The sequence below is a fragment of the Sulfurimonas sp. hsl 1-7 genome (assembly GCF_030577135.1).
Taxonomy (GTDB): domain Bacteria; phylum Campylobacterota; class Campylobacteria; order Campylobacterales; family Sulfurimonadaceae; genus Sulfurimonas; species Sulfurimonas microaerophilus.
Window position 1 is genome coordinate 50,663 of sequence record NZ_JAUIRR010000005.1, and the last position, 13,348, is coordinate 64,010.

Here is a 13,348-nt window from a genome sequence, read left to right on the forward strand (position 1 = left end):
TATGAGTCATGAACACCATCACGAAGTTAAAAACTATAATCTTGCTTTTGGGATAGGTGTATCTCTAAATATAGTTTTTGTCGTTATAGAGATAGTATATGGTGTAGCAGCAGACTCTCTCGCTTTAATTTCAGATGCCGGACATAACTTTAGTGACGTACTTAGTTTACTGCTTGCTTGGGGTGCGAGTGTATTAGCAAGTAAATCTGCAACGTTTAAGAGAACGTACGGATTTAGAAAAGTCACAATCTTTGCATCACTGATCAGTGCAGTATTACTCCTTTTTGCGTTGGGTTCTATCGCAATAGAAGCTTTGCAAAGGTTTCAAGAACCGGCATCTGTAGAGAGTTTAACTGTTATTGTTGTTGCATTGATCGGATTTGTAATCAATGCAATTACGGCACTTTTATTTTTAAAAGGGCAGGAAGATGATCTTAATATTCGGGGTGCATTTTTACATATGACGGCTGATGCGGCTGTCTCTCTTGGTGTAGTTTTTGTCGGTATAGTACTTATGTTTACAAATTGGAACTGGTTGGATCCGCTTGTAAGTTTACTTATTGTCGGCGTGATTTTAATTGGAACATGGGGTCTGCTGCGGGATTCAGTCGCTTACGCTTTAGATTTTGTTCCAAAAAATATTGATACTCACGGGATTGAGCAGTTTTTTTTAGAAAATGAAAGAGTAGAGTCTATACATGATCTGCATATTTGGGCTTTGAGTACAACTGAGACAGCATTAACTGTTCATCTTGTTGTCAATGATGAACGTTTAGACAACAGTTTTTTAGAGCAACTGCATCAACAATTACATGATCGTTTTAAAATTGAACACGCAACGATACAAATTGAATCATCTATAGATGAATCTCTTTGTAAGCCTAAAAGAAGATGTGAATTTTAGAAGTTTTGTATACAATTGTAAGTTAAAAATTTGAGATAAAAGTTTAAAAAAGAAGAGGAATGGCATTTGGATGAAGGAAAGAAAGTATTTAAAAATGTTTTAATTGCAATTTTAATCGGCGGTATTGTTTTTTTTATCGGTACACAATTTTTTACTTTAACACAAAGTTCTTTGATCGGAAGCGTAGCTTTTTTAGTGGCACTTTGGACAAATGAAGCGCTTCCTCTTGGTGTAGTTTCTCTGATGCCTATCATACTGTTTCCTGCACTTGGAATCATCTCAACAAAAGAGACTACTGTCAACTATGCACATCCGATCATTTATCTTTTTTTAGGTGGATTTTTACTTGCAATTGCTGTTGAGAAAACGAAGTTGCATATTCGTATTACAGACAAAATTTTAAATATTTTTCCATCAACTCCGCGTGCTATGATACTCTCACTCGCTATCACTTCTGGACTGCTTAGCTCGATCCTTTCCAATACAACTACTACTTTATTACTGATAACTATAGCATTGTTTATTACTGACAATACACAACTAAAACTACGTTTTGCACTTGCTATTGCATATGGGGCAAACATAGGGGGAATTTTAACACCTATCGGCACACCTCCAAACTTAATACTGCTTGGAATTATGGAAAGTCACAATATGGAAGCGATTCCATTTTTTCAGTGGATGGTTATGGTAGCTCCGTTATGCCTAATTATGATAGTGGCTATGAGCTGGTTGCTCGGTATTGGGGTAAAGGGTGTAGAGATCTCCAGAGAGGCGGTTGTTGATAAATTAACGGCTGATCAGAAAAAAGTGACATATGTTTTACTCGCTTTAATCACTTTACTTATTTTCAATGCACCAATAAAGCCGTACTGGGATGGTTTAGGACTGAGTGAAAGCGGTATCTTACTCGGTTTTGGGCTTTTGATGTTTCTTCCTCCGTTTAATATCTTAGAGTGGCTTGAGGACCATAATAAAATCCCTTATGCGATTATTATGTTGTTTGGTGCAGGATTTTCAATTGCAAAAGCGTTTGTAGAAACCGGTCTGGCAGATGAAATAGCTACGTATCTTTTAGATATGACAATGTTGCCGCCGCTTATTTTACTCTTTAGTATCGCTTTTATAATCACCTTTTCTACAGAGATTACATCAAATACTGCACTGATCTCCATTATGCTGCCGGTAATATATTCGGTCTCGGAACAAGCCGGTATCAACACGGTACTCTTTATGATGGTTGCAACCTTATGTGCATCGTATGCATTTATGCTCCCTATTGCTACCCCTCCAAATGCGATAGCCATGAGTAGTGGAGCTGTTCGGGTAAAAGATATGATCCGTTACGGAATAATACTGAATCTGCTTGGTATCTTTTTTATTGTTATGATTGCCGAGTATTTTTGGAAGGGTGTTTTTTTTAATTAAAAACGTGATAGAATCCAAAAAAAATTAGAAGGAAAAAAGATGATCGTTCATATAGTAATGTTTAAATTTAAAGAGGAAAATAAAGCATTAAATCTTGCAAAAGTACAAAAGAAGTTAGAAAATTTAGAAGTTTTAATAGATGAGTTAAAAAGTATGGAAGTTGGGATCAATTTTACCGAAGCTGATCGTGCAATGGATCTTTCTCTGTACTCAACTTTTGAGAGTGTAGAAGATCTACAAACATATGCAGTTCACCCCGAACACCTTAAAGTTGTGGAGTTCATAAAAGAGGTAACTTTAGAGTCTAAAGTTGTTGATTACGTTCTAGAATAGTTCTGACGTAAAAATAAAATAAAAAAAAGACTTAAGACGTCATGTTAATTTGAAACTGTTTAGCCTTTTTTTAAGTTAGTGTGTTACTATACCGTAAGACTTACAAAAAGGAACTATTATGAACAACCCATCAAATGAACCGACACTAGAAAGTATTAGTGATTATGACACTCTTAAGGGTGAAAAGAAAAAAATTGTATGGGCGGTAGTTATTGCCGGTCTAATCATCGGCTCAGCGTATGTTATCGCTTCAAAAATATTTACAAATGCTGAAGACAATATTCAAGTTGAGCAAACAATCAAATCAATACCGGTTAAATAAAAGGTAAATTAATGTTAACAATTATCATTGGGGTATATAGTCTGTATGTCCTCATTTCAATATATACAAGTATAATGCAGATAGGTTATGTAAACCTGGCAAAACGAAAAGAGGCTGTACTTCTATCTCCTAGTGAATTTTTAAAAGCGGGTAATTACTCTGTGAGAAAAGAGAAGCTTGCTATTTTAAATACATTTACCGACTTTCTTCTATTCTTAGGTTGGATCGCTTTTGGTATTCAATTTTTAGAGGGTGAGTTTTATTTCCTGCAAGATGAGGCAATGAAAAATATTGCTATTGTCATGGGATTTATTCTTATTAACTTTTTCGTTGCTCTCCCTTTTACATATTATGAAAAATTTGTACTCGATCAGGAGTTTGGTTTCAATAAATCTACAAAAGCACAATGGCTGAAAGATACTGCAATCTCATTTGTAATGACGCTTCTTTTAGGCTCTTTAGTTGTATGGGGTGTATATTTTATTCTCAGCAGTTTTGAGCTTTGGTGGTTATGGAGTTTTGTATTTATATTTTCTATTATTATTTTAGTAAATATGCTCTATCCGACATTCCGTGCAATGTTCTTTGATAAGTTGACACCTTTACAGGATGAGAACTTAGATGCTGAGATCAAAAGATTGATGGATGAAACAGGATTTGTAAGCTCGGGTGTTTTTGTAAGTGATGCTTCAAAACGTGATGCAAGACTTAATGCCTATTTCGGCGGATTTGGAAAAGCAAAAAGGGTAGTGCTTTTTGATACTCTTTTAGAAAAGCTTTCAACAAGAGAGCTCTTAGCGGTACTCGGGCATGAACTTGGCCATTTTGCGCACGGTGACGTATATAAAAATATCGCAATGATGGGAGCAATTCTTTTTGCGATGTTCGCTCTTTTTGGAAATCTCCCTGAACATTTATATTTAGAGCTTGGTCTTTCACCGCAGCCGTATGTGGTTATGATACTTTTTATGTTGGTGATGCCTGTACTTGGATTTATAATGATGCCTATTATGGGATTTGTAAGCCGCAAGTATGAATATGCAGCTGATGAGATGGGAAGTAAGCTTGGAGGCAACGGCGGCGAGATAGAACTTGCAAATGCCCTAGTTAAACTTGTTGCAGAAAATAAGAGTTTTCCGTTGTCTCATCCGATCTATATCTTTTTTCACTATACACACCCACCGGTGATTGAGAGACTAAAAGTGCTTGGAATGGATATAAAAGGTGTTGATAAAAGTTCATTAGAGGGCAAATGCGAAGCAAATATATAGTCAAAGAACTTCTAAAAGATGTCAGTGCAAAATTAGCACATATCGAACGCTCACAAAGAGAAGCACAACTGCTTTTAATGTTTTATCTTGATAAAGATGAACTTTGGCTTATCACCAATCAAAACTCTGAAGTTGAAGTTGGTGAGGATTTTTTTGCTTTAGTTGAACGAAGAGCGAAAAATGAACCTTTTGAATATATTACAAACAGAGTCAGTTTTTACTCTGAGGAGTTTTATATAGACGAAGGTGCTTTGATCCCAAGACCTGAGACGGAACTTCTTATAGATGAGGTGATAAAACGTGTCCCGGCTGATTCTGAACTGACTTTTGTTGAAGTTGGAGTAGGGAGCGGGATCATCTCTATTATGCTTGCTCTACATTTTAAAAATGCAAAGTTTATAGCGGTTGATATCTCTCCTAAAGCTTTAGAGGTAACAAAGAAAAATCTTGCAAAATTTGATCTGCAAGACAGGGTTGAGTTACGTCTTGGCTCGCTTCTTGATGAAGTGGAGGAAGAGATCGATTATCTGGTTTCAAATCCACCATATATCGCGAATGATGCAGCACTGGAATCAAACCTCTCATATGAACCGCAAAATGCACTTTTTGGCGGTGAGATCGGAGATGAGATCATTCAGGAACTTCTTGATGAAGTCTTAAAACGAAAAATTAAGTTTTTTAGTTGTGAGATGGGTTATGATCAAAAAGATAAAATACAGAATTATTTGAAAAACAAATATTACACAAGTTTAGATTTTTATAAAGACCTCAGTGATTTTGATCGGGGTTTTACCTTAAAGGCAACACAATGATAAAAAGAAATATATTTTTAGACTTTAGTTATTTACTAGTAATAGCTGCAAGTCTCGGTGGCGTTTTAGCCTTAGGTGCATTAGTGGCACCGGTTGTTTTTCATACAGATACAATGCTGGTTGGAGCACTTTTAGATAATTACAATGCCGGAATAATTATGGGTGAGATTTTTCGTAGATTCTCGTACTGGATCTACTTTTTAGCTGCATACGTATTTATCTATGAAGCACTTATGTATAAACAGGGGCAACGTGATAATATTGCACTCATTAGTAGCTTTTTAACTATTGCAACATCTTTAATGTTCTCGGCAGTATATTCACCGAAAATTTTAGCTATGCAGGCACTAGGTACTGAAGCGACGCAAAGCGATACATTTCAAAACATCCATATAGCAAGTGAGATAGATTTTAAGATTTTAGCAGTTTCACTACTGGTATTATTTATTCGTCGCTTGATGTTGCTACGTATCTCTTAACAGTTTTTTAACACTTTTTCGATAGAATCTTTTTACCTTAAATACAGAGGCTAAAAAGATGCAATCTCTCAAAATTTTTATCCTATTTTTACTCTCAACTACACTTTATGCAGCTCCAAACTATTCAACTGCGATCAAAGAGAAAAAGATCTACCCTATGGGGAAAAAGATCTATGCCTCAAGATGTCAGCAGATAGATGTAAACAGTTACGCCTCTTACGAATCTTTACTCAAAGCTATAGATGAAAAATCTTTATGCAAAAAACTAAACCCTAAACATCTTGAAGCACTCTCTTTATACCTCTGGGACCTGCAACGCAGAGATACCAAAGAGAAACATTACGGCAAGTTAATTGTATCTCATCAGGATAAGTGTCCGGTGTGTGGAATGTTTCTGTATAAATATCCCACTTGGATAGCAAAGATTCAGTATGAGAATAAAGCGTACTTCTTTGACGGGATTAAAGATCTTTTCAAGTACTACTTTGAACATCAAAAAAATATACAAGAGATACTGGTACAAGATTATTACACGCAAAAAGCTTTAGATGCAAAAGAATCTTTTTTTGTTATAGGCAGTGACGTGTATGGACCTATGGGGAACGAGTTTATCGCTTTTGAAACACTCAAGTCGGCAAAGAAGTTTATGGTTGATCATAAAGGGAAAAAGCTCCTCAGATTTGATGAAATTAGTGAAGATACGGTGTACGGTTTAGATGATTAGTTTTAACTCTCAACTTTTTGTGTATGCACTTCATACGCTCTTTCGTTTTTTTACTAAAAATCTTTTTGTTGTGATCGTATATACACTTCTTGTAGGACTGCTCTCTTCGTTGTTCTTTATACAAACAAGTGTTAAGTACCAGGTTGACAAAATAGCAGCTCAATATCCCGATATCGTAGTGCAAAACCAAAAAGCGCAAAGATATACAACGATAGATGATACAAATCTCAACAAGATATATGAGATTTATGGTGTGAATGATGTTGTAGCTCGTGTGTACGGGGAGTATGAATACAAACAAGCAGATCTCAGTTTTAAGATTGTAGGGGTAGATATATTTGAAACACAAAAAGAACCTTACCTTGAGAGTGTACTTAAATCGTCTGAACTAAGAGGAGGGGAGATGTTCCTCTCAAAAGAGTTAGCTGAGCTTTTTGCAAAGAACTATTATAGAGATGAGTTTAATTTTTTACAACCCTCTTTAAAAGTGAAAAAGATGGGTATCGCTCAAAGCTTTAAGAGTGACGCTATAGATAAAAAATATCTGGCCGTAATGAGTAAAGAGGATGCAAAAGAGATCTTTGGATATAAAGCAAACGAGTTTACCGATATAGCTGTTTATCTCTCAAACCAAAATGAGCTGATGAACGTGATTACACAACTCCAGCAACTCTATCCAAATGCAAAAATGGTTACAAAGGAGGATGAACAAACAAATATTGAGATGTTATTTGATTATGACAGCGGGATTTTTATTACACTGTTTATTATCTCAATCTTTACATTTTTTATGATCGTATATGATAAAACAAACAGTGTAAGCAGCAGTGAAAAAAGGGAGATAGGGATACTTAAAGCTTTAGGGTGGAGGGTAGAAGATATTCTGCGTGTAAAGATATATGAAGCGAGTATTATTTCGATTTTTTCATACATCTTTGGTGTTGTATTGGCGTTAGGCTATCTTTACTTCTTTGACGGGTATTACCTACGGGATATCTTTTTAAATATAGCAGGGGTAGAGCAGATAGACTCTTTAGAACTAAGAGTAGACCTACAACCTTTAGCTATCGTATTTTTCCTGAGTGTCCCGGTATATATTGCCGCAACTATTATTCCGTCATGGAAGATAGCAACTCAGGATGCTGATGAGGTGATGAGATGATCCGGTTAATCCAACTCAATAAATCGTATAAAGAGAAATCTGCTCTTAAAGATATCAATCTCTCATTTAAAGAGGGTGAACTTGTTGTTCTTAAAGGAGTGAGCGGTAGCGGGAAAACTACAATTCTTTCTTTAATATCGGCGCTTTTAAAACCGACAAACGGTGAGGTGATTGTAGATGGGAAAAAGCTTTCAAGAATAGCGGATCATTTTGCAAGTGAATTTCGCCGCGATAATATAGGTTTTATTTTTCAGAGATACAACCTTATCCCAAACATGAGTGTGGCTGAGAATATCCTCCTTCCGCTGCGACCGTTAAACCTTCCAAAAGAGGAGTTGCAAACGAGGCTGGATAAGCTGCTGGAGCTTTATAAACTCCAAGAGTATAAAGACAATTATTCCCAAAACCTCTCAGGTGGACAACAACAGCGTGTGGCAATTGCAAGAGCTATTGTAAATGACCCGAAAATCATACTCGCAGATGAACCGACATCAAACCTGGATAAAGAGCTCTCGTTAGAGTTTATAGAGCAGATAAAAGCTCTTAAGAGTGAAAATAAAACGATCATTATAGCGACGCACGATCCGCTCTTTTTTGAGCTTGATTTTGTTGATCGCATCGTAGAGATTGAAAACGGACAACTAAAAGCATGAGTTTAACGCCTGAAGTTTTAAGTATCTATATCGTTGATATACTTTTTCTGTTTTTCGCGTCGATCGCCTTTTATTTGAGTCTAAAAATTACACTGGGATACGATCGAAATAAAAATACGCAACAGCAGTATGAGCTTGAGAAAAAAAGCTACCTGGCAGCTACCATTATCAAGTTTATTTTCTTTATCAAGATCCCGATGTTTGTCTTCTTTGTCTTTACCCTCGATAAGATCTCAAATATCTTAGTAGGTGCAATGTGTGCAGCCGGAGTTGTCAATGCAACCGAGTACGGTGTACCGTTACTGATACTTAAAATGTTAAATCTGTATCTCTTTGCGTTTTGGATCACACTCAACAGTGAAGATATGAAATATGAAGAGCAAAAATATTTTCGTGCAAAGTTTTTACTTTTTATCGTTGCTTTTGTTTTACTTCTGATTGAGATTATTACAGAGATAGTGATGTTTTCAAGTATAGATATAAACAGTATTGTAGATTGTTGCGGTGCTATTTTCTCTGTGACAGATACTACCTATATCTCTGAGCTTTTATCGAAAGATACACTCTTAGTAACTCTATTTTATGGAAGTTTTATCCTGTTAGCACTCTCTTTCCTCTTAAAACAAAGAGCTCTTTACGGAGTGTTGAATCTTCTGTTTGTAATCGTATCTATATTGTCGCTTATATCATTTTTCGGCACCTATATATATGAACTTCCGACACATCACTGTCCGTTTTGTATGTTGCAAAAAGATTATAACTATATAGGGTATTTTTTATATATCTTTTTATTTTACGGAACATATTACGGAGTATCTCTTGCATTTTTAGAGTATGAAAGAAAAGAGGTAAAAAGAAGATTTAATCTCTCACTACTGTTTAATTTTATCTATTTAGTATTAGTGAGTTATTTTCCGATAAGTTATTATTTTAAAAACGGAGTTTGGCTTTAACGATTAGGGCCAAATTTATCGTTCCACCACTCTTGCGGCGTATATGTAGCTGTTTTGATACTCTCTTCATCAAACGGGTATTCAAAGTTGTCACAGTAGTTCATAATAGTTTCATATGCTTCATTTATTTGCATACTCATCTGTGTTGCGCGATCGGGATTCTCTTTATGTTTATCTGGATGCCATTTCTTCATGAGAAGTTTGTATTTTTGTTTGATTTCTTTTAGAGAGGATTTTTCACGAAGACCAAGGAGTGATTTGGCCTTCATGAGTTTTTCAAAGGAGGAGTTCAATAGCTCTAGTCTTGTTGTTTTCTCATATATGCAGGGATATCTAGGTAGTCACCGTCTAGCTCTCCGCCTACAACCATACGAGGGCTCATTCTTACTTTTGGAGTAATTGGTTCTTGAGCTTCAAAGTCAGTATTATTTGTTAATACTTCCTCTTCCTCTTTATCAAAACCAGTTGCTACGATAGTAATTCTTACATAGTTTTCAGGAAGATCTGCATCTGTTGAAGTTCCCCAGATAACATCTGCTTCATCGTGAGCACTTTCGTGTACAACTTCCATAGCTTCAGACATATCGATAAACGAGAAGTCAGGGTGGATTTTAAAGTGTACAAGTACACCCATTGCACCGTTGATAGACATATTGTCAAGTAACGGAGACTCGATAGCCGCTTTAATAGCTTCATAAGCAGCATTTTCACCTTCATGCTCACCAACACCCATAAGTGCCATACCTCTATGACTCATTACAGTTTGTAGATCGGCAAAGTCAAGGTTGATGTCGTTATCACCGCTTGATAAAATAACACCAGATGTTCCGCTTACAGCTTGTGCTAAAACGCTATCTACGATCTTGAAGCTCTCTTTTAGACCAAGTCTTCTGTCGATGATAGATAAAAGTTTGTCATTTGGAATAACTACGATAGAGTCACTCTCTTTTTTCAGCTCTTCTAAACCTGCATCTGCAAGTTGTAGTCTTTTCTTCCCTTCAAATTTGAAAGGTTTTGTAACTACTGAAATAGTAAGTGCGCCTACCTCTTTTGCGATCTGAGCAACAACAGGTGCAGCACCAGTACCAGTACCTCCACCAAGACCAGCAGAGATAAATACGATATCAGCACCCTCTAAAGCGTTTCTAATTTCATCATAGTTCTCTAGTGCAGAATCACGACCAACTTGTGGCTTCATACCAGCTCCAAGACCTTTTGTCAGGTTTGCACCGATTTGGATCTTTGTTGCAGATGTGTTTTCGTTAAGTACTTGCGCATCCGTATTTACAAGCATCATCTCGATGCCACCCACACCTTCATTTAGCATATGACCGATCATGTTGCCGCCACCGCCGCCAACACCTACAGCAATAATTCTTGCACCGCTTGGGTTTTGTACCTCTTCAACTATAAATGGTTCCATTATCTCACTCCTTTAAAATAACTGTGTAGCCCAGTTCCAAAATTTGCTAACAACACTAGGTTCATCACTCTTTTTCTCTTTTGATGCCTCAAGGTTAACCATCTTAGTAGTTTCCTCTTCCTGCTCAGCTACAGGTACACTCTCTTGCATCGATTGATTAAAATCAACTTTTACATTAGATGTAGGTTCTTCATTTGAATGACGAACTCTTTTATTGACATCAATTTCATACGGCGTATACGGTGTAGCTGAAAACATTATAAGACCTACCGCACTTGCATATTCCGGCTCGAGAAGTCCTTCAAAAAGACCATCCATCTCCATCGGTTTTGCTAAACGCACAGGGACAGAGCCAAAAGTAGCAATTGCCAGATCACGAATACCTTCCATTTTTGAAAAACCGCCGGTAAGGACTACACCTGCACCGATCTGGTCTTTAAGTCTACTGTTTTCGATAAACTGAGCAAGAATCATCAGTGTCTCTTCAACTCTTGCAAAAACTACATTATGTACAACTTCTAATGATACTTCATGTGTAGTATGCTCATCACCGATAATAGGTAATTCAATTAGATCGTTGCTTGGAGTTAATAGTGAACCAAAGTCCAGTTTTACTTTATCTGCTGCATTAAGCGGTGTATGAAGTGCCATTGAAAGGTCACTTGTTACATGTTTTGAACCAACACCGAGATATTCGTTATATCTGATCGCATTACCTGAATAGATAGCTATGTTACTTGTCTCAGCACCCATGTCGATAACAGCAGCACCAAGCTCTTTTTCATCTTCATTTAAAACGGCAATTGCTGAAGCGTATGAGTTAAGAACAATGTTTTCAACTTCAACACCCGCACCGCGAACCGCTTTTTTCAGGTTGTTCAGGTTTGATTTTTGTGTAGTAATGATATGCGTTTCAACTTCAAGACGCGATGCATTCATCCCGAGTGGATCTTCGATAAAGTCTTGATCATCTACTTTAAAGTTATATGGAAGTGCATGGAGTACTTCATATTCGTTAGGGATATTTGCATTGTAAAGCGATGTGTGCATTACACGTTTGATCTCATCAAAGCTTATCTCTTTTGATTGGATATTTACAATCCCGTTTGAGTTTAAACTTTTAGTATATGCACCAGATATTGAAACTATAGCACTCGTTGCAGTTGAACCAGATACTCTTTTAGCATCTTCAACAGCTGTTTTTATACTACGAGCTGCAAGTTCAATATTTACAATACTTCCCTTTTTCAGACCTTGCGCTTTAGTGGTACCGGCACCTGTGATAGTTATAGAGTTGTCATCTGCTATGTCAGCAGTAATTGCACAAATCTTTGTCGAGCCAATATCTATGGCTAAAACATTTCTACTCAATTTAGAGTCCTTGGATAAATATCTCAGTTTTATATCTATTTTGTAGAGTTTTTATCAACCCTTCACTAAAGATACTAGTTTTTAATCTAGCTACCACATCAGCTTGATCATTATTTGAATTTTTAAGCAACTTTTGTTCCAAAATGTTAAAGAGAACAATTTTTCCACTTTGTAAAGTTACAAAACTGCGTTTTTTGTCTGAAGTAAAAAGCTTTTGTAAAAATTCAGCACTTTCCATATCGTTTAACGAAGCTAATTTACCTACTGATTCCATTGTTAAAAATTCAGATTTTTGCCCTTTGAATACAGCAACTGAATTGTTAGCTAATTCTAAAATTTTCTCTTTTTTCTTTTGGTCGATATAAAAAGGTAAAACTTTTGATTTCGCTTGCTCAAACGTTTTTGGCGTCGCAGGATTTACTTTAACCAGTTCAAAACTATAATATACACCATCTACGTTAATAGGTTTGATAAAAGGCTTTGTCATAGCTGTTGTTGAGAGTTTTTGTAACACTTCTGCGTTAAACGGGTTTTTGTTATTTGAAACTACAGCTTCATTGATAGTAACTGTTTTATCAAGCTTACCGTTTTTATAATCAACAAAAGTTCTTAAAGCCGCTTTTTTTGTAGCTGCCGCATTTAACTCTGCTATAACTGCGTCTTTCGCTTCTTCAAGTGAAAGAATTTTCCCATCGTTGTCTTTAAAATGGTTTTTGTTGTCTTGGTAATGATCAGCAATTGTTGCATCATCATATGTAGCAGTTACATTTTCTTGTTTGATAAACTTTACGTTGTAACTTACTTCATTCATAAATTTATTTTGCATTGTTAGCCAAAAAGATTTTAGATCCTCATCTTTAATCTCTATATTGATCTCTTCTGTAGATAATACTTTGTATTCGATCTTATCTGAAATACTTAAAAGTGTGTCTAAGATTTTAGCTTCATTTTTACTTGTTTTTACGTTCAGTAAAGAGATCGTTTTTTGAATAAGAAGTTGTTTTCTTAACTCTTGTTCATACTCTGCAATGCTTAGTCTGTTTTGAGAGAGAACTTGTTTATATACTTCTTTATCAAATACACCATTATTGAAGAAGTTTTTATCTTGTTTGAGCTGATCGTAGAGCTCTTGATCGTTGATGCTAAGATTATATGATTGCGCCAGGTTCACTAAAAGTGCTTGGTTGATTAGTTGTTGCAATGCTTGTTGTTGCAGTCCAAACTGTTTTGCTCTCTCTTCGTCAAAATTACCTTGGAACATCTGTGCATATTGTTGATAGAGTCTAGAGTAAGACTTTTGGAGTTCACCCATACTAATCTCTACTTCACCTACTTTAGCAACTGCTCCGGCTTTATCACCGTAGTTATATTGACCCCATCCAACAAAACCTGCACCTACAAATGCGATTGTTGAAATCCAGATAGTAATTATAAGCCACTTTTTGTGTCTTTGCATCCATGTAATCATAAAAAATATATCCTCTTGGTGTAATTTGCGATATTTTATGTAATT

General features: G+C 36.0%; 15 protein-coding genes. 11 read left to right on the forward strand and 4 right to left on the reverse strand.

Annotated elements, in window-relative coordinates; genetic code table 11:
* Nucleotide 1: 1 nt before the first annotated feature.
* The 11 genes from QWY88_RS10070 to QWY88_RS10120 all read left to right on the forward strand — a co-directional run bounded on the left by QWY88_RS10070 (nucleotide 2) and on the right by QWY88_RS10120 (nucleotide 9,041).
* Nucleotides 2-904, forward strand: coding sequence for a cation diffusion facilitator family transporter (locus tag QWY88_RS10070; protein ID WP_304546260.1), 903 nt, complete (start codon nucleotides 2-4; stop codon nucleotides 902-904).
* Nucleotides 905-970: 66 nt separating this feature from the next.
* Entirely contained in the window at nucleotides 971-2,332 is a 1,362-nt protein-coding gene (locus QWY88_RS10075) for an SLC13 family permease (protein WP_304546261.1), read from the forward strand.
* A gap of 39 nt (nucleotides 2,333-2,371) precedes the next feature.
* Entirely contained in the window at nucleotides 2,372-2,665 is a 294-nt protein-coding gene (locus QWY88_RS10080; protein ID WP_304546262.1) for a Dabb family protein, read from the forward strand.
* A gap of 118 nt (nucleotides 2,666-2,783) precedes the next feature.
* Nucleotides 2,784-2,987 (forward strand): hypothetical protein, encoded by a 204-nt coding sequence (locus QWY88_RS10085; RefSeq protein WP_304546263.1) that lies wholly within the window; start codon nucleotides 2,784-2,786, stop codon nucleotides 2,985-2,987.
* A gap of 11 nt (nucleotides 2,988-2,998) precedes the next feature.
* The gene (locus QWY88_RS10090; RefSeq protein WP_304546264.1) at nucleotides 2,999-4,258 is read left to right on the forward strand and encodes a M48 family metallopeptidase; all 1,260 of its coding nucleotides are present in this window, start codon (nucleotides 2,999-3,001) and stop codon (nucleotides 4,256-4,258) included.
* Nucleotides 4,240-5,070: a peptide chain release factor N(5)-glutamine methyltransferase gene (gene prmC, locus QWY88_RS10095; RefSeq protein WP_304546265.1), complete on the forward strand. Its 831-nt coding sequence runs from the start codon at nucleotides 4,240-4,242 to the stop codon at nucleotides 5,068-5,070. Before QWY88_RS10090 ends, prmC begins: the two co-directional genes overlap by 19 nt.
* Nucleotides 5,067-5,549 carry a DUF4149 domain-containing protein gene (locus QWY88_RS10100; protein ID WP_304546266.1) on the forward strand — a complete coding sequence of 161 codons (483 nt, stop codon included), beginning with the start codon at nucleotides 5,067-5,069 and terminating at the stop codon, nucleotides 5,547-5,549. The genes prmC and QWY88_RS10100 overlap by 4 nt, the downstream gene beginning before the upstream one ends.
* Nucleotides 5,550-5,607: 58 nt before the next feature.
* Complete coding sequence (locus tag QWY88_RS10105; RefSeq protein WP_304546267.1) at nucleotides 5,608-6,273, forward strand: nitrous oxide reductase accessory protein NosL; 666 nt, start codon at nucleotides 5,608-5,610, stop codon at nucleotides 6,271-6,273.
* Nucleotides 6,266-7,435, forward strand: coding sequence for an ABC transporter permease (locus QWY88_RS10110; RefSeq protein ID WP_304546268.1), 1,170 nt, complete (start codon nucleotides 6,266-6,268; stop codon nucleotides 7,433-7,435). The genes QWY88_RS10105 and QWY88_RS10110 overlap by 8 nt, the downstream gene beginning before the upstream one ends.
* Entirely contained in the window at nucleotides 7,432-8,088 is a 657-nt protein-coding gene (locus tag QWY88_RS10115; RefSeq protein ID WP_304546269.1) for an ABC transporter ATP-binding protein, read from the forward strand. The genes QWY88_RS10110 and QWY88_RS10115 overlap by 4 nt, the downstream gene beginning before the upstream one ends.
* Nucleotides 8,085-9,041, forward strand: coding sequence for a hypothetical protein (locus tag QWY88_RS10120; RefSeq protein WP_304546270.1), 957 nt, complete (start codon nucleotides 8,085-8,087; stop codon nucleotides 9,039-9,041). Before QWY88_RS10115 ends, QWY88_RS10120 begins: the two co-directional genes overlap by 4 nt.
* On the opposite strand, the gene QWY88_RS10125 is transcribed toward QWY88_RS10120, so the two are convergent.
* Genes QWY88_RS10125 through QWY88_RS10140 form a run of 4 tightly spaced genes read right to left on the reverse strand, consistent with a single transcriptional unit; the run spans nucleotide 9,038 to nucleotide 13,303 of the window.
* A complete protein-coding gene (locus QWY88_RS10125) occupies nucleotides 9,038-9,310 on the reverse strand; it encodes a J domain-containing protein (protein ID WP_304546271.1) in 273 nt (90 codons plus the stop codon). The two genes, QWY88_RS10120 and QWY88_RS10125, sit on opposite strands and share 4 nt — an antisense overlap.
* Before the next feature lie 29 nt (nucleotides 9,311-9,339).
* A complete protein-coding gene (ftsZ, locus tag QWY88_RS10130; protein WP_304546272.1) occupies nucleotides 9,340-10,464 on the reverse strand; it encodes a cell division protein FtsZ in 1,125 nt (374 codons plus the stop codon).
* Between the two features lie 12 nt (nucleotides 10,465-10,476).
* Entirely contained in the window at nucleotides 10,477-11,835 is a 1,359-nt protein-coding gene (ftsA, locus tag QWY88_RS10135) for a cell division protein FtsA (RefSeq protein ID WP_304546273.1), read from the reverse strand.
* Between the two features lies 1 nt (nucleotide 11,836).
* Entirely contained in the window at nucleotides 11,837-13,303 is a 1,467-nt protein-coding gene (locus QWY88_RS10140) for a peptidylprolyl isomerase (RefSeq protein WP_304546274.1), read from the reverse strand.
* Nucleotides 13,304-13,348 lie beyond the last annotated feature (45 nt).